Annotated in this window: 19 protein-coding genes; 13 read left to right on the forward strand and 6 right to left on the reverse strand. The window is 70.1% G+C overall.

Annotation, left to right across the window (positions count from 1 at the left end; translation table 11 throughout):
* The first annotated feature begins 63 nt into the window (after positions 1-63).
* Positions 64-2211, forward strand: coding sequence for a peptidase C14 (locus tag ACI3KS_RS14775; protein ID WP_404919301.1), 2148 nt, complete (start codon positions 64-66; stop codon positions 2209-2211).
* A gap of 92 nt (positions 2212-2303) precedes the next feature.
* On the opposite strand, the gene ACI3KS_RS14780 is transcribed toward ACI3KS_RS14775, so the two are convergent.
* On the reverse strand, positions 2304-2978 hold the full coding sequence (locus ACI3KS_RS14780; RefSeq protein ID WP_404919302.1) for a GntR family transcriptional regulator: 675 nt from the start codon (positions 2976-2978) through the stop codon (positions 2304-2306).
* Between the two features lie 138 nt (positions 2979-3116).
* Here ACI3KS_RS14780 and ACI3KS_RS14785 point away from each other — a divergent pair, with 138 nt between their 5' ends.
* Genes ACI3KS_RS14785 through ACI3KS_RS14800 form a run of 4 tightly spaced genes read left to right on the forward strand, consistent with a single transcriptional unit; the run spans position 3117 to position 7199 of the window.
* Positions 3117-4553 (forward strand): hypothetical protein, encoded by a 1437-nt coding sequence (locus ACI3KS_RS14785; protein WP_404919303.1) that lies wholly within the window; start codon positions 3117-3119, stop codon positions 4551-4553.
* Positions 4550-5311: an SDR family NAD(P)-dependent oxidoreductase gene (locus ACI3KS_RS14790; RefSeq protein WP_404919304.1), complete on the forward strand. Its 762-nt coding sequence runs from the start codon at positions 4550-4552 to the stop codon at positions 5309-5311. Before ACI3KS_RS14785 ends, ACI3KS_RS14790 begins: the two co-directional genes overlap by 4 nt.
* A complete protein-coding gene (locus ACI3KS_RS14795; RefSeq protein ID WP_404919305.1) occupies positions 5308-6390 on the forward strand; it encodes a mandelate racemase/muconate lactonizing enzyme family protein in 1083 nt (360 codons plus the stop codon). Before ACI3KS_RS14790 ends, ACI3KS_RS14795 begins: the two co-directional genes overlap by 4 nt.
* On the forward strand, positions 6387-7199 hold the full coding sequence (locus ACI3KS_RS14800) for an SDR family NAD(P)-dependent oxidoreductase (protein ID WP_404919306.1): 813 nt from the start codon (positions 6387-6389) through the stop codon (positions 7197-7199). The genes ACI3KS_RS14795 and ACI3KS_RS14800 overlap by 4 nt, the downstream gene beginning before the upstream one ends.
* 79 nt (positions 7200-7278) lie before the next feature.
* Here the strand turns inward: ACI3KS_RS14800 and ACI3KS_RS14805 are convergent, their stop codons facing one another.
* From ACI3KS_RS14805 to ACI3KS_RS14815, 3 genes are read right to left on the reverse strand one after another with little or no spacing between them, the layout of a single operon-like run.
* Positions 7279-7656 (reverse strand): DUF4259 domain-containing protein, encoded by a 378-nt coding sequence (locus ACI3KS_RS14805; RefSeq protein WP_404919307.1) that lies wholly within the window; start codon positions 7654-7656, stop codon positions 7279-7281.
* A 53-nt stretch (positions 7657-7709) separates the two neighbouring features.
* Positions 7710-8063, reverse strand: coding sequence for a nuclear transport factor 2 family protein (locus tag ACI3KS_RS14810; RefSeq protein WP_404919308.1), 354 nt, complete (start codon positions 8061-8063; stop codon positions 7710-7712).
* Complete coding sequence (locus ACI3KS_RS14815) at positions 8056-8805, reverse strand: SDR family NAD(P)-dependent oxidoreductase (protein ID WP_404919309.1); 750 nt, start codon at positions 8803-8805, stop codon at positions 8056-8058. Before ACI3KS_RS14815 ends, ACI3KS_RS14810 begins: the two co-directional genes overlap by 8 nt.
* A gap of 98 nt (positions 8806-8903) precedes the next feature.
* Here ACI3KS_RS14815 and ACI3KS_RS14820 point away from each other — a divergent pair, with 98 nt between their 5' ends.
* Positions 8904-9878, forward strand: a complete 975-nt coding sequence (locus ACI3KS_RS14820) for a C-terminal binding protein (RefSeq protein ID WP_404919310.1) — start codon at positions 8904-8906, stop codon at positions 9876-9878.
* Positions 9879-9892: 14 nt separating this feature from the next.
* On the forward strand, positions 9893-10750 hold the full coding sequence (locus ACI3KS_RS14825; protein WP_404919311.1) for a fumarylacetoacetate hydrolase family protein: 858 nt from the start codon (positions 9893-9895) through the stop codon (positions 10748-10750).
* A 35-nt stretch (positions 10751-10785) separates the two neighbouring features.
* On the opposite strand, the gene ACI3KS_RS14830 is transcribed toward ACI3KS_RS14825, so the two are convergent.
* The gene (locus tag ACI3KS_RS14830; RefSeq protein ID WP_404919312.1) at positions 10786-11631 is read right to left on the reverse strand and encodes an SMP-30/gluconolactonase/LRE family protein; all 846 of its coding nucleotides are present in this window, start codon (positions 11629-11631) and stop codon (positions 10786-10788) included.
* Positions 11632-11695: 64 nt separating this feature from the next.
* Positions 11696-12487: a hypothetical protein gene (locus ACI3KS_RS14835; RefSeq protein ID WP_404919313.1), complete on the reverse strand. Its 792-nt coding sequence runs from the start codon at positions 12485-12487 to the stop codon at positions 11696-11698.
* Positions 12488-12600: 113 nt separating this feature from the next.
* Here ACI3KS_RS14835 and ACI3KS_RS14840 point away from each other — a divergent pair, with 113 nt between their 5' ends.
* From ACI3KS_RS14840 to ACI3KS_RS14865, 6 genes are all read left to right on the forward strand, one after another.
* On the forward strand, positions 12601-13119 hold the full coding sequence (locus tag ACI3KS_RS14840; protein WP_404919314.1) for an ArsR/SmtB family transcription factor: 519 nt from the start codon (positions 12601-12603) through the stop codon (positions 13117-13119).
* 10 nt (positions 13120-13129) lie between these two features.
* Positions 13130-14635 carry a serine hydrolase domain-containing protein gene (locus ACI3KS_RS14845; RefSeq protein WP_404919315.1) on the forward strand — a complete coding sequence of 502 codons (1506 nt, stop codon included), beginning with the start codon at positions 13130-13132 and terminating at the stop codon, positions 14633-14635.
* 321 nt (positions 14636-14956) lie between these two features.
* Positions 14957-15859 (forward strand): phosphate/phosphite/phosphonate ABC transporter substrate-binding protein, encoded by a 903-nt coding sequence (phnD, locus tag ACI3KS_RS14850; protein WP_404919316.1) that lies wholly within the window; start codon positions 14957-14959, stop codon positions 15857-15859.
* Positions 15856-16746, forward strand: coding sequence for a phosphonate ABC transporter ATP-binding protein (gene phnC, locus ACI3KS_RS14855; RefSeq protein ID WP_404919317.1), 891 nt, complete (start codon positions 15856-15858; stop codon positions 16744-16746). The genes phnD and phnC overlap by 4 nt, the downstream gene beginning before the upstream one ends.
* A complete protein-coding gene (phnE, locus tag ACI3KS_RS14860; protein WP_404919318.1) occupies positions 16730-17572 on the forward strand; it encodes a phosphonate ABC transporter, permease protein PhnE in 843 nt (280 codons plus the stop codon). The genes phnC and phnE overlap by 17 nt, the downstream gene beginning before the upstream one ends.
* Positions 17569-18330, forward strand: a complete 762-nt coding sequence (locus tag ACI3KS_RS14865) for a tyrosine-protein phosphatase (protein WP_404919319.1) — start codon at positions 17569-17571, stop codon at positions 18328-18330. The genes phnE and ACI3KS_RS14865 overlap by 4 nt, the downstream gene beginning before the upstream one ends.
* The last annotated feature ends 113 nt before the right edge of the window (positions 18331-18443 follow it).

Genomic DNA, 18443 nt, shown 5'->3' on the forward strand with positions numbered 1-18443 from the left:
CGACGCGGCTCGGCCGAAGGCCGACCGCCTGATCGCGGCGATCGAGTCGCAAGGAGGATGACGATGACCCAGCAGGAGACGACCGAGATCGCAGCGCTGCGCAGCAGGCGCATGGTGCTCGCAGGCTTCGGCGCGGCGGCGATCGGCGGCGTGATGGCCGTCGGCGCGGGCTCGCCGGCGCAGGCCGCGGGACCCGTCGTGCCGCAGAGCGCATCGGGGTCGGCGAACGTCGCCAACGGCGGCACGGCGACCGCGCTCGGCACGCGCAAGGGCAAGGACGGCGATCTCGTGCGAACGGCCGGGTATGCGACCGTCGGCGACGGTGGCGACGGCCTGTACCGCTTCGTGAAGGAGGGTGCCCCTGCGGCGAACGGCGGAACCGTCATCTCGGCGCCCAAGGGCGGCGCCTGGCTGCTCGTGCACGACGGAGCCGTCGACTTCCGGATGTTCGGCGTGATGGACGCGAGCGTCAACGCCGACGATGCCCTCGACGCGATGGTCTCCGACCCGAGCATCCGCCGCGTCGAGGCCCACAGCGACCTCAACTTCGTACGTCGGCACCGCTTCACGCGGTCGAACATCGCCTTCGATTTCGGAGGGCACCTGATGACGACGGTCGGCATCGAGAACGCGGGCAAGGACGATCCCTTCGCGGCGGTCATGTTCTTCCGCGGTGAGGTGACGGATGCCGTGCATGAGGCTCGTCTGAACGAGCCCGTTCCCGATCTCGGCGATGTCTTCCCGGTGGCGGATTCGTCGTTCTTCGCGGTCGGCGACTGGTACGCCGCCGAGGTGAACGCGCTCTCCGGTCGGTGGGAGCGCGAACTGCAGCGGCTGGTGCAGGTGACGCAGATCGTCGACGGCACGCACATCCGCATCAACTACAAGAACGGCTGGCCACTCGCCGCCGACCGCACGATGACCTGGCGCCGGGTCGTGCCCGTGCAGGACGTGACCGTGTCGAATCTGAAGTTCCTCGGCACGGGCACCGACGAGTACACCGGCTCGCACCCGTTGGCGTTCGAGTACGCGGTGCGCTGCGACGTCGACCACATCGACGGCACGGGTACCTTCTGGCCGCTCATCCAGCGCCGCTGGAACACGTACTACTCGACCGTGAGCTGCACGTTGAAGAACCCGACCTCGGTCACCTGGGGCGGGGCCGGGTACCTGACCCAGCAGATCTACTGCCTCTACGGCTACGTCGCGAACTGTCACACCGCCAACGCGCGGCACTTGAACGACTTCACCGCGAGCGCCTACTGCCTGGTCGAGAACTGCCACGGCGACGGCGACGACCAGGGTCCGTTCGTCACGCACGGTCAGTACGAGCACGACCTCACCTACACGGGCAACTCCGGTCTCATGACCTTCGCGAACTCGGGCGCGGCCTGGGGATCGGCGGCCAAGCGCATCACGGTGCGCAAGCACGTATGCTCGTGGTTCGTCGCCCGGGTGCGCATCACCGATCTCACCCTCGAAGACGTGCAGGTCATCGGCAAGCCCTCGCTCGCGGGTTCGGGGATGCTGTGGATCAACGCCGACGGGGCGCAGCTGCGCGGATGCACGGCATCCGACACACTCGTGATCTCGCAGGCCTCCGACAACTCCGCACGGCCGACCGTGATCGCCGACTCGCACTTCACGTTCGTGGCGCCGGGAGAGCTGACCAACGCCACGGTGAAGACGCCGGTCACGTTCGTCGACACCGTGCTCGATCGCGTCGGCGGGATGAAGATCACCGGAGCCGGAGCGGTCACGTTCCGCGGGTCGACGCTCACTGCGGCCGAAGACGCGGCTCCGATCTCGTCGTCCTCGGAGCGGCTGCGCATCGAGGGGTCGACGCTCCGGGGTGCGCGCATCACGGCGGCACGAGCGGAGCGCCAGGCCATCGAGATCACGGGGTCGGATGTCGCGATCACAGGCGGCACCGGCATCTCACGGACCGGAGATGGCGAGCTGCATCTGACCCTGGCCGACAGCTCCTTCCGCGCCGATGGCTCCGGCACGCACGTCTCGGTCCCGAAGGGTGCCACGCACTACCGCGCGGTCGGCAACCGCTTCGAGGGGGGAGCGCTGGAACTGAAGGACGCCGCCTTCGGCGGGTCGTCGACGCTGCTGCACACCGGCAACGTCGAGTCGGGGGTCACCCGATCGGCCTTCCCCGGAGCGGGCGCCCGCGTCGTCGACACCGCCAACCTCGCGGTCTGACCTTCCATGGACGTTGTGCGGATGGGGGTGAGACCGACGGAATCGCGCGAGACCGGTGCGCTGCGCGTCGGTCTCACGCCAGACTGTCGGATTCACGCGGAATCGTCGGTCTGGGGCGGGACGGACGTCGGAGTGATGCGCCGGACGGCTCTGGTCACGTGCTCGGCGATCACGTTCTTCGCCCGCTCGGGATCTCTACTGGCGATCGCATCGATGATCTGCTGGTGGCTGCGCACGTGCTCTTCCTGCTCGGCCGGGTCGAGCGCGGAGTTCGCCGCCTGGATGAATCCCGTGATGCGGCCGCGCAGCTGCGAGCTGACCTCGTCGAGGAAGCGGTGCTCGGCGAGCTCGGCCAGGGTTTCATGGAAGAGGCGGTCCTGGCGCAGCACCTCGGTCACGTCGCCGGGGGCGGCCGCGGACATGGCCAGGACGATCGCGTCGAGGCGGGCGGCGGACTCCGGATTCCAGCGCTCCTGCACCCGGATCGCCATGAACTGCTCCAGCACCACGCGCAGGCTCGAGATCTCCTCGATGTCCTGCACGCTGAGCTGCGCCACTCGCGCGCCGCGCCGTGGCTCGCGGGTGACCAGGCGCTCCTCGGTGAGGCGTGTCAAGGCCTCGCGTACGGGGATGTGGCTGACGCCGAGACGCGCAGCGAGCGTGCGCTCGACGAGGCGCTCGCCGGGGGCCAGCTCGCCGGAGTGGATGGCCGAGCGCAGCTCGGACGTGACCTGCTCGGCGACATTGTGGTCGGAGACGCTGCGCACGGGGTGCCCTTCGGGTCGTGCCGGACGCCGCGTACCGGCTCCGGGTCCTGCATCGACCGATGCTATGGCAGATTCCGCTCCGAGACCTGCTCCGAGGCCCGCTCACGCGAGAATGGCCGCGAGAAAGCGGGAAGACGGATGACGACGACGGCCATCGGCGACCGCATCCGCGTGCCGCGTACCCGCGCCTCGATCGGGGTCGCGCGTCGTGACGTGACCCCTCCCGTCGGCATCCGCGCGAAGAACTGGGGACCGGCCGACTGGGAGCGTTCCGAGGGCGCGCACCGGCCGTTCGCGCTGACGGCGCTGGCGGTGACGGGTTCCGACGCCCGGCTCCGGATGCTGCTCGCGATCGATGCCACCTGGTGGCGACGCGTCGACGACGAGCAGCGCGTGCGCGGAGCGATCCTCGATGGGCTCGGGCTCGCACCTGATCAGCTGATGATCTCGCTCTCGCACACGCACGCGGGCGCCGTGCTGTGCGCCGCCGATGCACACCTGCCCGGCGGGGAGCTGATCCCCGGGTATCTCGACGCCCTGGCCGCCGCGGGGATCTCCGCGGGGCGCGAGGCGATCAGGTCCGCGAGCCCCGGAGTGATCGAATGGGCGACCGGAACGTGCACGCTCGCTGCGGATCGCGAGCTCGACCTCGACGGCCGTCCCCTGGTCGGGTTCAACCCCGACGGTGACGCCGACGACACCGTCATGATCGGTCGCCTCAGCGTCGAGGGCGAGGTGCGAGCCACGCTCGTCAACTATGCCTGCCACCCGACGACCCTGGCCTGGCAGAGCCGCGAGGTCTCCCCGGACTATGTGGGCGCGATGCGTGAGCTCGTCGAGGCGGAGACGGGAGCCCCGTGCCTCTTCGTGCAGGGCGCGTCGGGTGAGCTGGCGCCGCGCGAGCAGTACACGGGCGATGTCGCCGTCGCCGACCGGCACGGGCGCTCCCTCGGTCACGCGGTGCTCGCGGCACTCGACGCCCTGCCACTGCCGGGGGAGGAGCTCACGCTCGCGGGCGTGGTCGAGTCGGGGGCACCGCTGGCGATCTGGTCCGGGCGGCCGGCGAGCGGCGGCGAGGTGCTCGACGGCGGCGTCGCGTCCGTCGAGCTTGCACTGCGCGACCTGCCGAGCCTCGACGATCTGGCCGAGGAGTGGAAGGACATCGATCCGCGTTCGCGAGCGGAACGCCTCGGCAGGGCGCGGAATCTGCGGGACGGGTACATCGACGGGCCGACCGTCTCCCACCCGGTCTGGGCCTGGCGATGGGGGGATGCCGTGATCGTCGGGCATCCCGGCGAAGCGTACTCCCCGCTGCAGACGGGTCTGCGCGCGCGGTTCCCCGGAACCCCGATCGTCGTCATGAACCTCACCAACGGTCCCGGCTTCGTGTATCTGCCCACCCGCGAGGCCTACGACCGTGGCGCGTATCAGGCATGGCAGACGCCGCTCGCGCCGGGCGCGCTCGAGCTCCTCGAGAACCACGCGGCCTCGCTCGTCGCGGCGCTGCTCGCCGATGGAGCAGCGACCCCTGCCGGTGCCGGAACGAACAGTCGACCTCATGAAGGAGAGAAATGAGCGCACAGCGCCCCATCGCCATCGTCACCGGAGGAGCCGCCGGGATCGGCTGGGAGATCGGCAGGCGGCTCGCCGCTGACGGTCACCTCGTCGTGGCCGCGGACCGTGTCCCCGGACTCACGGCGGGGGAGAACCCGGCCGGCATCGTGTGGCGCGAGCTCGACGTGACCGATCACGCCGTCGTCGACCGCGTGTTCGGCGAGATCGAGGCGGAGCTCGGCCCCATCGCCGTGCTCGTGAACAACGCCGGAATCCAGCGGCATCGCGGCATCGAGGACCTCACCTGGGACGAATGGGCCGCCGTCGTCGACGTGAACCTGCACGGCGTCTTCTCGGCGCTTCAGGCGGCAGGGCGGCGGATGCTGGAACGGGGCGACGGCGTCATCGTGAACATCTCCTCGATCTCGGCCCGCGGCTCGGCCGGGCGTGCTCCGTATGCCACGACCAAGGCCGCCGTGATCGGTCTGACCGCGACGGCCGGCGCCGAGTGGGCGGCCCGCGGCGTGCGCGTGAACGCCGTCGCGCCGGGATACATCGACACCGGTGTGTTCCGTCAGGGCGTCGACGCGGGCACCCTCAGCCTCGACACGATCCTGTCGCGCATCCCGGCGCAGCGCCTCGGTCAGGCGAGCGAGATCGCCGACGCGGTGAGCTTTCTCGCATCCGACCGGTCGCGCTACATGAACGGTCAGACCCTCTACGTCGACGGTGGCTTCATGGTCGACTACGGCGTGCCCCTCGCGAAGAGGCCCGAATGAGCACGATCACGCGCATAGCGACGGCGACGGCCGTGCTGCCCCTGCCCGCACCCCTGCGGCTGGGCGCGATGACGGTGACCAGGCGCGAGTACAGCGCGGTGCGAGCGTACGACGCCGACGGGACGACCGGCATCTCCTACTGCCTCTCGCGTGAGGCGCCGATGGCGGAGATCGTCGATCGCCTCGTGGCCGCGCACACGATCGGGATCGACGCCGATGACCCGTCGGCGGCGTGGGAACGGATGCTGCGCGGCAGCGCGATCGTGGGGCGTGTCGGTCTCGTGCGACGAGCCATCGGGCTGGTCGACATCGCGCTGTGGGACATCGCGGCGCGCCGCGCCGGTGTGCCGCTCTGGCGCCTGCTCGGCACCGGAGCGGGGGAGCGCGAGGCGATGCTCGTCGCCGCGTACCCCTCTCCCGACCGTACGCCTCGTGAGGTGGCCGACGAGGTGCTCGCACAGGCGCCCGGGTGGTCGCAGGTGAAGATCTCCCGGTCACCGGACCCCTCGTACATGCGCGAGCTCCTCGGCATCCTGAACGCCGAGCTGCCGTCGACCACCGGTCTCGTCGTCGACGTCGGCTTCGGGTGGCCGGATGCCGACACCGCGCTCGCCGAGATCGCTCAGTGGGGTGATCCGCGGCTCGCGTGGCTCGAGGATCCGCTGCTTCCCGAGGACGCGGAGGGGTGCGCACGGATCCGTCGCGAGTCGGGTCTCGCCGTCGCGGTCGGCGATGAGGTCACCGATCCCGCGGTGCTTCGGGCGCTCGTCGAGGTCGGCGAGGTCGACGCCCTGCGGCTCGACGTCGTCGCGATCGGGGGTATCACACCAGCCCGGGAGGTGATCGCCTGGGCGTCCGAACGCGGCGTCCCCGTGTCGGGCCACGTGTATCCCGAGGTCACCACGCACCTCGGCATCGCCGTCGAGACCTTCGCGCGCGGTGGGAACCCCTACGACCCGTCGCCGTCCTTCATCATCGGCGGTCCGTCGTTCGACGGCGCCGTGCGACCATCGGCACAGCCGGGGCTCGGGTTCGAGCTCGACGAGGCCGTTCTCCCCTTCGAGAGGATCCGACCATGACCCCGTCTGCACGCAGCGTGGTGGTCACCGGCAGCGGCAAGGGCATCGGCCGGGCGGTCGCCGAGCGACTGACCGCGGACGGCTGGATCGTCGTCGGCCTGGAGCGCTCGCCCGGATCGGGGTCGGTCGAGGCCGGTGCGGTGGCAGAGGTCGTCATCGGAGACTCGGCCGATCGCCCGGCGCACGTGCAGGCGTCGTACGTGGCTCGGGCGCTGGCCCCTCTGCACGGCTGGGTCAACAACGCGGGCATCACCCGCCGCACGCCGCTGCACGAGCTCGACGAGGACCTGGTGCGCGAGATCGTCGGCATCAACGGGTTCGGCTACCTCTGGGGCTGCTCCGCCGCCGTGTCGGCGTTCGTCGACCAGGGCGTCTCGGGAGCGATCGTCAACATCGGCTCGATCCACGGCCGCGCCAGTCACCTCGATCACGCGGCCTACGAGTTCACCAAGGGCGGCATCGACGCGCTGTCGCGCAGCATCGCGGTCTCCTACGGACAGCTGGGGATCAGGGCCAACACCGTGGCGCCCGGGGGCGTGCGCACGCCGCACCTCGAGGCGCAGATCGCCGCGTCGGCGGATCCCGAGGCCGCGGAGCGCGCGCTCGCGGAGGGGCCGCCGATGGGGCGCATCGCACGCGCCGAGGAGGTCGCGGCGGTCACGGCGTTCCTGCTCTCGGACGAGGCACCGTACCTCTCGGGGCAGTCGATCGCCGTGGACGGCGCCTGGACGGCGTCGTTCGGAGACGTCGCGATCGACCCCGCGCTGCGGGCACGCTTCGCGGCCGGTCGCGGGCAGGGCCAGACGTGATGATGGATCAGGGACGCCGCTGATCGGGCCTCAGCAGGCGCGTTTCTGAGCCATCATCGCGCGTACGCCGCGCCGGGCGTCACGCCTCGCGTTCGCGGGCGACGGCGAGCGCGCGATCGAACGTCGACACCAGCACGCTCCGCCGTTCCACGCGGTACTCGGGATCGGGGTCGAGCTCGTCGATGTACTCGTCCCACACCTGCAGGAAGCGTTCGCCCCACGCCGAGATGGTGCCGGAGTCGGGGAACGTCGCGCCCACGCGGCCGGCGGCCGCGATGTCGGTGAGGATCTCGAGCCAGGCCGGCACCATGCTCCCCGCCCACTCGTCCGGCTGCAGCTCGGTGTCGTCGTCATCGGCGAACGGCTCGGCGATCTTCGCGATGAGCTCGTCGGTGATCTCGCTCAGGCCGTCCGCGACGGTGTCGTCGTCGAAGTTGCCCGGTCCCCAGGTGCCCATGGTGATCTCCTCCTGTGCAGATGCATGCGGTCTCTCTCAGTGAACCACGTCGCTCACGCCTTGAGCATCGAGGCCCGCCTGATGAGGCCGTCGATCACGTCGAAGGTCGCGATCGTCTCGGTCGCGACACCGGCGTTCACGACCTGCTCCTGCGCGACGACCCAGCGGTCGCCGAAGAGCACGGTCCGCTCGATCTCGCACGAGAGGGCGGGGTTCTGCAGTCGTGGCTCGTAGAAGGAATGGATCTGCTCGGTGCCGACGAGGGGCTCCGGTGCGACGCCGACGATGACGGCATCCGCCGCATAGGTCGCGACGAAGGCGCCGAGGTCGTGGGCGTTGAAGGCGTCGAGCTGGGCGCGCACGGTCTGCTCGGCGGTGCGCGCGGTCGAAGCGGTGCGGTCAGTCAATGCGGACACCCCCGTTGACGTCATAGGTGGCGCCGGTGATGAACCGGGACCGTTCCGAGGCCAGCGCGCTGATGATCCAGGCGACGTCGGCCGGCTGACCGAATGCGCCGAGGGGTATCCCGGATTCGAGCTTCTCGCGACCTGCGCCCTGCAGCTGGTCGGTGATCGCGCTCGCCACGGGGCCGGGTGTCACGGCGTTGACGCGGATGCCCTCGCCGGCGAGGTGCCGGGCGAAGCTGCGGGTGATCGCGAGGATCGCGCCCTTGCTCGCGGCGTAGTGGATGCCGGTCTGCAGGGCGCCGACCTGACCCGCGATCGACGAGATGTTCACGACACTGCGGTCGCCCTGGGCCGCGCGCAGCAACGGGAGCGCGGCCCTGGTGAGCAGGAAGGTGCCCCGGGCGTTGGTCTCGAGCACCCCGTCCCACTCCTCCATGTCGATGTCCTGATAGGGCGTGTACGGGCAGACGCCGCCGTTGTTGACCAGCACGTGCAGCGTGCCCCAGGACTCGCCGACATCGGCCATCAGGGTCTCGATCGACGCGGGGTCGCGCAGGTCGAGTCGCGACACGTGCACCTCGGCGGCGCCGGCGGCGCGGCAGTCCTCGGCGACACGGGCGGCCTCGGCCTCGCGCCCGGCGTAGGTGATCCACAGCGCGGCGCCCTCGCGGGCGAATTCGAGGGCAGCGGCCGTTCCGATTCCGGAACTGGCGCCCGTGAGGAGTACACGGCGAGTCGTCATGCTTAAACGCTATAGCAAAAGTCCGCCGCCCTGAAAGCGGTCAGTGCGACCGGGCGCGGGTCTGTGCGCAGATTTGCTAGATGCTATAGCATCGCCTCATGACACAGCCCCTCATCATCGTCAGCGACTGCGACCTGCCCGGAACCGTGATCGAGGACACCCTGCGTCAGGCGGGCCTGAGCGCGCGACGCGCGGCATCCGGAGGGACCGACGACATCGCCGCCGTCGGTGCCGAAGCCGAAGGTCTGGTCGTGCAATGGGCGCAGATCACCGGAGAGGTCATGGACCGGATGCCGAACCTGCGCATCATCAGCAGAGTCGGGATCGGATACGACATGGTCGACGTCGAGGCGGCCACTGCGCGCGGCATCGCGGTCGCCAACACCCCGAATTACTGCATCGAGGAGGTCGCCGCGCACACGATCGCAATGATCATGTCGCAGGCGCGCGGCCTGTCGGCCTACGACCGCGCGGTGCGCGCCGGCGTATGGAAGACCGTGGATGCGCGGCCGCTCGCGGTGCGTCCGTCGCAGACGACGGTGTCGGTCGTCGGCTTCGGCCGCATCGGATCGCTCGTGGCCCATGGCTGCCGAGCGCTGGGCTTCCGCGTGCTCGTCGCCGATCCGTACGCCTCGGCCGATGCTGTTCGTGAGGCCGGGTGCGAGCCCGTCGAGATCCCGGATGCCATCGCCGCCGCCGATCTGCTGACCCTGCACGTGCCGCTGACCGAGGCCACCAGGCACATGATCGACGACGCGGCGCTCACCACGATGAAGCCGGGCGCCGTGGTCGTGAACACCTGTCGCGGTCCGTTGATCGATGAGCAGGCGCTCGCTGCGGCGCTGCGCGACGGCCGCATAGCTGCCGCAGCACTCGACGTGTTCGACGGCGAGCCGCTCGCCGCGGACTCGCCGCTGCGGGGGATCGACGAGGTGCTGCTCACTCCCCACGCCGCCTGGTATTCGCCGGAGGCGCTGCAGGACCTGCCCGTGCACGCCGCGCAGAACATCATCCGCTACCTGGCCGGCGAGCCCGTTCCGATCGTGAACCCCGCCCACGCGGCAGCGCGTTGACCCGAAAGGCACCCATGGAACTCCTCCGTCTCGGCCCCATCGGCCAGGAGCATCCGTTCGTCCGCGACGATGAGGGCGTCGTCCGCGACCTCTCCCCGCTCACCGCCGACATCGACGGGCGCTTTCTCGCCGCCGACGGCATCGCCCGCACGCGGACCGCGCTCGCCGCAGGGCTGCTCCCCGTCGCCGAGGTCGGCGGGATGCGCATCGGTGCTCCCGTCGCACGTCCGGCGGCCGTGATCTGCATCGGCCAGAACTACGCGGCGCACGCCGCCGAGTCCGGATCCGAGCCGCCCGAGCATCCGGTCGTGTTCTTCAAGCATCCGAACACCGTCGTCGGTCCGAACGACGTCGTACTGCTGCCGCCGGGCGCCGAGAAGGTCGACTGGGAGGTCGAGCTCGCGGTCGTCATCGGGCGCACCGCGCGCTATCTGGACTCGCCGGATGCCGCTCGCGAGGTGATCGCGGGCTACACGGTGTCGAACGACGTGTCGGAGCGCGCCTTCCAGCTCGAGGTGTCGGGCGGGCAGTGGTCGAAGGGCAAGTGCTCCGAGACGTTCAATCCTCTCGGACCCGTGCTCGTGCCCGCCGATGAGATCGACCCTCGGGACCTGCGTCTGCGGTCGTTCGTGAACGGCGAGCCGCGGCAGGATTCCTCGACCGCCGACATGATCTTCCCGGTGCTGCAGATCGTGCACGAGCTGAGCCGGTACATGGTGCTCGAGCCGGGGGATGTCATCAACACCGGCACGCCGCAGGGCGTCGCGCTCTCGGGCCGCTTCCCCTACCTCGCCGATGGGGACGTCATGACGATCGAGATCGACGGTCTCGGGCGCCAGGAGCAGCGCGCTGAACGTGTGCGTCTCGGCTGAGCCGGTCGCCAGCCCGCGAGGCTCCGGCTCGGGACTCAGCCCGCGAACGCCGTCACGGGCAGCCCGGTCGCTCCGGGGCGCACCGAGAACAGCGAGCCCGCGACCGTGCCATGGTCGGTGCCGAGCCCCTGCGCCGATGTCGTGATGTAGAGCGTGCCGAGGTCGTCGTCGCCGAACGTGCAGGCCGTGACCTGCGGCACGGGCAGCTCGATCCTCTCGATCAGTGCGCCCGCGGCGTCGAAGCCCAGCACGGCGTACCCGCCCCACAGGGCGACCCACACGCTGCCGTCGGCGGCGACCGTCAGTCCGTCGGGGAGCCCGCCATCGGGGATCGCGACGAACTGTCGGCGACCCCGCAGCTCGCCCTCGACGACGTCGAACACGTCGATCCGCTGGGTCGGGGTGTCGGCGTAGTACGCACGGCGCGCATCGGGCGAGAACGCGAGTCCGTTCGACACGGTCACCCGCGGCAGCACGGTCGTGACGGTCAGGTCGGTGTCGATGCGCAGCAGCGTTCCCGCATCGGCTGGGGCGTCGTAGCCCATGGAGCCGGCGAGCAGCCGTCCGCGCGGATCGCAGGCGCCCTCGTTGAGGCGCGCCGCCGGATCGTCGAGAAGGTGCGCGGCGGCGCGGAAGGGCCCGTCGACCTCGTCGGCCAGATGCAGCGTGCGCGCGCCGACCGCGACGATGCCGCCGTTGGACCGCGGCCGCACGAACCCGAGGTACTCGTCGTCGACGTGCTGACGGGTGACGCCGTCGGCGCGGAGGGTCAGCAGGTCGCCGGCATCGCCGTCGACGTAGCGGAGCCCGCCCCAGCCCGGATGCCACACCGGGCCTTCCGCATGCACGGCGACGGGTCCGGTGAGGTTCTCGGGGATCATCAGGGAGTGTCCTTCGGCTGCGAGCGCGGTCGAGCGCGGTCGAGTGTCGTTCGAGTGGGGCAGATCAGCGGGCGTCGCCCGCGCGCGGCGACGGCATCCGCTCCGGCTCCGGGGCGGGCGGTGAAGCGGGCGGTGAGGCGGGCGCCGAGATCTCGCGCGAGACCTGCTTCTCGAGCACCTCGACGGCCTCGTCGGAGAGCAGGATGAGACCTTCGAGCTCATCGTGCACGCGCTTGTAGGCGATGTTGCGCTCGGCCTGCGTCGCGGCCTCGTCGACCGCGACCTTGAGCAGCTGTTGCGCGCGATCGAGCCGTTTGCGCTCCGGCTCGGTGAACGTCGAATCGCGCAGGCGACGCGCGTCCTTCTCGGCGACCTCGAAGGCGACGGCGTATGCGCCCACCGCGTCGAGGTACTCGGAGACCTGCCGCTCGGGAACTTCGGCATCGGCGGAGTCGGGTCGCAGAGCATCCGCCGTCTTCTTCGCCTTCAGGAAGGCGGCGACGAGGGGCTGTCGGCCGTCGCTCATGGCGGGGAAGGCGATGAGCTTCGAGACGTCGAGCTCGTAGTCGAGCCAGCGCGCGGTGATCTCGTCGTGCTCCGCGAACAGGCGCACGAGAAGTTGGTTCGGCGTGACGGATGCCGTCGTGTCGACGACCGCGGGGGCGAGCTGTGGTGCGGAGCCGCGGGCCGCGAGCTGCCCGCTCTTGATCTCGGCCTTGAGCCTCATGGTCTCGATCCGGCGCTCATGGCGGCGGGCCGCTCCGCGCTCCCAGGCCTTGGCGATTCCGCCCAGTCCTGCAGCCACGGGGAAGACGATCCACCAGTTCGTGCCGAGCCACGTGAGCAGAGGTTCCATGATGCGCCCAGCCTACTTCGGCGGCCGGTCCCGATGGCATGACAGTCGTCATCTCTGCCCAGCATCCGATCTATTGAATTTTCGTAATTACGAACTTTTGCTAGATTGAGGAGATGGATGCCGATGCACAGGGCGCGATCGAGCAGCGCCTCGCCGACCTCGAAGCCGAGGTCGCCCGTCTCTCCGCGCGGTTCGAGGAGCCGGCCCCGATCGAGCCCGCGGCGGAGCAGTCGTCGGAGGATCCGCTGTGGTTCGTCAACGAGCTCGGCCGCCGGGCGCCGGGCGCCGTGATGATGGCCGGCGCGGTCGAGACGCCGGAAGGGCCGATCCGCTGGCAGTACGGGCTCTACGCCGAGAAGATCCTCTCGGAGGACTGGAGCGAGCATGCGCGATCGCTCGAGGCGCTCGGTCATCCGGCACGGCTCGAGCTAGCCCGTCAGATCATGCGCGGCGTGCACACGACCGCCGAGCTGCTGCAGCTCGAACACCTGGCGTCGTCCGGCCAGCTCTACCACCACCTGCGGCAGCTCGTGAGTGCGGGCTGGCTCGTCTCGCCGCGGCGCGGGTACTACGAAGTGCCCGGCGCCCGCGTCGTTCCCCTTCTCGTCCTGACCATGATCGCCTCGAGCTGAGGAGCACACCATGACCAGTCCCACGATCCTTCCCCCTCCTGCCGACGGGACCCGGCCCCGGACGGGCCGCGCGATTCTGGCGGTGATCGGTGCGGCCGCGCTCGTCGCGATCGGTGCCGGGGCCGCCTTCGGGCCTGCGCATCAGACGCTGGGAGCGTCGAGCGCCGGAGATGCTGCTCTCGTCGAGCGCATCCGTGATCTGCCCGGCAGTTTCGACAGCTTCCGGTCGCTCTCGGTCGCCGAGATCGGTCCCGACGGCGCGGTGTTCGCCGGGCTCGGGGATGCCGGCGCGGGCGCACCCGAGTCCGACACCGTGTTCGAGCTCGGCTCGATCACGAAGACCTTCACCGGAGCGCTGCTCGCCGACGCGATCGAGCGGGGCGAGGTGGCGGCCGACGATCAGCTCTCGGAGCACCTGCCCGACCTGGAGGGGACAGCGGCGGGCGGCGTGACCCTCGCCTCGCTGTCGCAGCACTCCTCCGGGCTGCCGGGTCTCGGGGCGACCGCCGAAGCCTCGTCGGTCATGAACGTGCTGTTCAACGAGAACGCCTACGGCACGACGACGAGGGAGCAGCTCATCGCGGATGCCGCGATCGCCCCTGTCGACCCGGAGCAGGGCGTCGTGTACTCGAACTTCGCCGTCTCGCTGCTGGGATACGCGCTCGTCTCAGCATCCGGTGCGGAGGACTATCCGACGCTGCTGCACGACCGCATCACCGGGCCGCTCGGCATGGATGACACGACGCTCGCACCGACGGAGGCCGACATCCCCGCGGACGCGGTGCCCGGATTCCTGACGAACGGCACCCCGGCGACCCGCTGGTGGGGCGAGGGGTACCTGCCGGCCGGAGCATCGTCGTTCACGACCGCGGCGGATCTCGCGATCTGGGCGCAGGCGAACCTCGACGGCACAGCACCGGGTGCCGCCGCGCTCGAACCGACCGCGCCGATGGGAGACGCAGCGCAGATCGGCTGGGGCTGGATCACCTCGACGTCGTTCAGCGGCGAAGGGCTGCAGACCTGGCACAACGGAGGGACGGCGGGCTTCCGGACGATCCTCGTGCTCGACCGGGACGCGGGCACCGCATTCCTCGCGCTGTCGAACACCACCGCACCGGCGGACTACATCGCGATGTCGTACGCCTCGGGGGAGCCGATCGTCGGGGTCGCGAGCCTGTATTCGATCCTCGGATGGGCGCTGTTCGGTCTGGCGCTGCTGTTCGGCGCTCTCGCACTGTTCCGGGCGGTGCGAGCGAAGGCGCTGCTGCCGACGATCAGCGACCTGATCTGGGCGACCGCTGCGCTGCTGCTGCTCTGGAACGCCGGGCCGTGGTTCGCGGTCGGAGGATGGGTGTGGGGCATCGCGCTCGCACCGGCGCTCGCCGCCGCGGCCGTGCTCGTGTTGCGCGGCTCTTCCCATCGGCTCCCGTTCTCGCCGGCGCGGCGTGCGTGGCTGTGGTGGCCGACGGCGGTGCTCGGAGTCGTGGTCGCGGTGGTGTCGGTCTTCTTCTGGTGAGGAGCGCTCGGTCGAGCGGACGCTTGGAGGCGGATGCTGCGGGCGTCGCGGCATCCGCCCTCTCACCTTCGGACCCCTCACCTTCGGACCCCTCACCTTCGGACTGAGTTCTCTCGTTCGGGCGGGAGCTTCGGCGCGGATTCTCCTCCCGAACGCGAGTTCCCCTCCCGTCGGGTGCAGCGGCGCATGGACCCGCGTCGCCATCCGTTCATCCGACGTTCCTTTACGGGTACGGCGGTCTCGTAATTCCCGGTCACCTTCAGGAGTTGGAATACCGGAGGTCTCGGAATTCCGGGGCCGCCACCCTCCGAAAGGTCCACCATGCGCCGCCTCACCCTGCCCGCCGTCGGCCTCCTCGGCATCGCCGCGCTCACGCTCACCGGCTGCCAGAGCCCCAGCGCCGATGCGGCCGCCGCCGACCCTGACGCTCCCCTCACGATCGCCACCCTCCCCGTCGGCGACGACCCCACCGCCGAGAACCCGATCGAGGTCTTCGCCGAGCTCTTCGAAGAGGCGACGGGTCGCGAGGTCGAGGTCATCGACGTGCCCGACTACCTCAGCGTCGTCGAGGCCATCCGCGCGGATCACGTCGACATCGGCATCATGAGCGGCTTTCCGTCCGCACTCGCCGTCAACACCGGCGAGGTCGACGCGCTCGTCGCCTTCGAGGGCGACGGCAAGCCGGTCTCCACCTGCGTCGTGCTCGATGACTCGCCCATCCAGACCGTCGAGGACCTCGAGGGCAAGACCGTCGCCTTCGCCGATCAGGCATCGAGCTCGGGCTACTTCATGCCGGTCTACATGCTCCACGAGGCCGGTCTCGAGCAGGGCACCGACTACGAGGCGATCTTCGCCGGTGGGCACGAGGGCAGTTTCGCTGCGCTGGAGCAGGGACAGGTGGATGCCGCATGCACCGCGGTCATGCTCACCGAGCTCGGCGCACCGATGTTCCCGTTCGAGGACGGCGAGTGGCGTGCGGTCGGCGAGAGCCCGGCGATGTCGATCCAGGGCGCGGTGCTCGGCCGTCAGAGCCTCGACGACGACACCCGTGAGCTGATCCAGAAGGGCATCGCCGCGGTGTTCGCGCCCGAGAACGCCGAGAAGCTGGCCGCCTACGGGGCGTTCGCCGCCGCTCCCCAGAGCGTGGATCCGGATGCTGCGGACTTCGCATCCTTCGCCGAGATCGCGGCCGTCGCCGGGGTCGAGCTGAAGGACCTCAAGTGACCGGGATCGCCACCACTCCGGTTCCTGAACGAGAGTCTCCGGTTACTGAGCGAGGAGCGCAGCGACGAGACGAAGCACGCTCAGGGACCGAGGAAGGACGCCTCACCACCGCCGAGCTCCGCCAGGCGCTTCCCCTGGTCTCCGTGCGCGACCTCAGCGTCGCCTACGGCACCACGACCGTGCTCGACGGCGTCGATCTCGACCTGTTCCCCGGCGAGATGGTCGCTCTTCTCGGTTCCTCCGGCTCCGGAAAGTCGACGCTCATGCGCAGCCTCACCGGATTCGCGCCCATCGCCGCCGGCAGCGTCCGTGTCGCCGGGCATGATGTCACCAACCTGGCACGAGGAGAACTGCGCACCCTCCGCTCCGACGTCGGCCAGGTCTTCCAGCAGTTCAACCTCATCCCACGGCTCAGCGTGCTGACGAACGTCCTGACGGGAGCCCTGAACTCCGCCGGGCCGATCAACATGCTCGGCGGGTTCTCCAGTGCGCACCGCCGCCGCGCGCTCGAACTGCTCGACAGGGTCGGGATCGTGCACAAAGCATCCGCCCCTGCTCGTTCCCTCTCGGGCGGACAGCAGCAGCGGGTCGCGATCGCCCGCGCGCTCATGCAGCAGCCGCAGGTGATCCTCGCCGACGAGCCGGTCGCGTCCCTCGACCCGAAGCTCGCGGACTCCGTGCTCGAACTGCTCCGCGAGATCGCTACGGAAGACGGCATCCCGGTTCTCGTCAGTCTGCATGTGCTGCCGCTGGCGCTCGCGAACAGCGATCGCATCGTCGGCTTGCGGCACGGGCGGATGCTCGTCTCCGGCGCGACCTCGCAGCTGGATGCCGCGGCGCTCGCCCCGCTCTACGACGAGGAGGACGACCATGACGACCACCGTTGAGCCCCCGCGCTCGAGCGCGACGAAGCCGGCCCTCGATCAGACCGAGCGTCGCCGTCTCGAGAGCGCCTTCCGGGTGCCGCGGGCACGCTTCCTCGTCGGGCTGCCGATCGCGGCGCTGCTGCTGATCTGGTCGTTCGACGGCGCGCAGTTCAACTTCGTCAAGCTCGGCGAGGGCACCGTCAACATGGGCGAATTCCTGGCTCGGCTGTTCCCGCCGGACTTCTCGAAGATCGGCACGATCCTCTCCCTGCTGCTCGAGACGTTCCAGATGGCGGTGGTCGGAACCGTGCTGGGCGCCGTGCTCTCGCTCCTCGTGGCGTTCGGCGCCTCGTCGAACATCGCGCCGAAGTGGCTCTACTACCCGACGCGCTGGATCATGAACGTCATCCGCTCGGTGCCCGATCTCGTCTTCGCACTCATGTTCGTCTCGGCCGTCGGGCTCGGTCCGTTCGCCGGGATCCTGGCGATGACCCTCGGCTCCATCGGATCGATCGGCAAGATCTTCGCCGAAGCCATGGAGCAGGTCGACCGCGGACCCGTCGTCGCGATGGAGGCGGTCGGGGCATCGAAGCGGCAGATCATCCAGTACGGCATCCTGCCGCAGGCCGCGCCCCTGCTCACCTCGTACTCGCTGCTGCTGTTCGAGGGGAACGTGCGCGGCGCGACCATCCTCGGCCTCGTCGGCGCGGGCGGGATCGGCCTCGAGCTGACCACCGCGATGCGCATGTACGACTACGGCCACCTCAGCGCCATCATCATCTGCATCATCGTGCTCGTCACGGTGATCGACCAGGGCAGCGCCCTCATCCGAAGGAGAATCACATGACCCTCATCGACGCCCCGACCATCGAACTCAGTGCGCCGGTCAATCTGCGCGACCTGGCCGGCATCGCGATCGACGGCGGCGTGCTGCGCGAGGGGCTCGCGATCCGCACCGACGACCTCGCGCTCGTCACGCCCGAGGTCGCCGACGAGTTGGTCTCGGAGGGACTCACGACGGTGATCGACCTGCGGTCGAACCACGAGGTCGCGATCAGCGGCCGCGGCCCCTTCGCCGAGCGCCCTGTGGCCTATCACCACCTCGCACTGATGGCGGATGTGCGGGAGTCGATGCGCGAGACGCCGGTGTTCACGCACGAGTCGATGGGCGAGTCGTACGTCTCGATGGTCGAGACGGCCGCGCCGCAGTTGGTGACGGCTCTGAACGTGATCGCGCACTCTGCGGGCACGACGGCCTTCCACTGCGCCGCGGGGCGCGATCGCACCGGAGTGCTCGCGGCGATGCTGCTGCTCGCGCTCGGGGCGACCGACGACGACATCGTCGCGGACTACGCGCGCACCGGGCCGAACATGGACGCCATCATGCAGCGCACGCGCGGTGTGATGGGCCCGCTGCTCGCGCGGATGGGCGTCGACCACGAGCAGATGCGTGCGTCGCTGCCTGATGGTCCGATGGACGTGTCGATGCGCATCCTGCTCGACACCCTGCGCGCGCGGTACGGCGACCCGCTGGCTCCGCTGCGCGAGGCCGGACTCTCGGATGCCACGATCGCACGACTGCGAGCGCGGGCGCTCGGCGCGTGACCGTCGTGCGGTCGGATGCCGTGGGGTCGAGGGTTCGACCCGGTCGAATCGGTGCGGATGCTGTCGGTCTGACGGCTGGTGCGCAGGCTGACCCGGCGGGGCTGGGCGGGCTG

Source organism: Microbacterium sp. ZW T5_45 (assembly GCF_044987415.1).
Lineage (GTDB): Bacteria > Actinomycetota > Actinomycetes > Actinomycetales > Microbacteriaceae > Microbacterium.

Coding starts and splice junctions, on each gene's coding strand:
- ACI3KS_RS14775 (WP_404919301.1), top strand. CDS start 64: ATGACCCAGCAGGAGACGACCGAGATCGCAGCGCTGCGCAGCAGGCGC.
- ACI3KS_RS14785 (WP_404919303.1), top strand. CDS start 3,117: ATGACGACGACGGCCATCGGCGACCGCATCCGCGTGCCGCGTACCCGC.
- ACI3KS_RS14790 (WP_404919304.1), top strand. CDS start 4,550: ATGAGCGCACAGCGCCCCATCGCCATCGTCACCGGAGGAGCCGCCGGG.
- ACI3KS_RS14795 (WP_404919305.1), top strand. CDS start 5,308: ATGAGCACGATCACGCGCATAGCGACGGCGACGGCCGTGCTGCCCCTG.
- ACI3KS_RS14800 (WP_404919306.1), top strand. CDS start 6,387: ATGACCCCGTCTGCACGCAGCGTGGTGGTCACCGGCAGCGGCAAGGGC.
- ACI3KS_RS14805 (WP_404919307.1), bottom strand. CDS start 7,656: ATGGGCACCTGGGGACCGGGCAACTTCGACGACGACACCGTCGCGGAC.
- ACI3KS_RS14815 (WP_404919309.1), bottom strand. CDS start 8,805: ATGACGACTCGCCGTGTACTCCTCACGGGCGCCAGTTCCGGAATCGGA.
- ACI3KS_RS14820 (WP_404919310.1), top strand. CDS start 8,904: ATGACACAGCCCCTCATCATCGTCAGCGACTGCGACCTGCCCGGAACC.
- ACI3KS_RS14825 (WP_404919311.1), top strand. CDS start 9,893: ATGGAACTCCTCCGTCTCGGCCCCATCGGCCAGGAGCATCCGTTCGTC.
- ACI3KS_RS14830 (WP_404919312.1), bottom strand. CDS start 11,631: ATGATCCCCGAGAACCTCACCGGACCCGTCGCCGTGCATGCGGAAGGC.
- ACI3KS_RS14835 (WP_404919313.1), bottom strand. CDS start 12,487: ATGGAACCTCTGCTCACGTGGCTCGGCACGAACTGGTGGATCGTCTTC.
- ACI3KS_RS14840 (WP_404919314.1), top strand. CDS start 12,601: ATGGATGCCGATGCACAGGGCGCGATCGAGCAGCGCCTCGCCGACCTC.
- ACI3KS_RS14845 (WP_404919315.1), top strand. CDS start 13,130: ATGACCAGTCCCACGATCCTTCCCCCTCCTGCCGACGGGACCCGGCCC.
- phnD (WP_404919316.1), top strand. CDS start 14,957: ATGCGCCGCCTCACCCTGCCCGCCGTCGGCCTCCTCGGCATCGCCGCG.
- phnE (WP_404919318.1), top strand. CDS start 16,730: ATGACGACCACCGTTGAGCCCCCGCGCTCGAGCGCGACGAAGCCGGCC.
- ACI3KS_RS14865 (WP_404919319.1), top strand. CDS start 17,569: ATGACCCTCATCGACGCCCCGACCATCGAACTCAGTGCGCCGGTCAAT.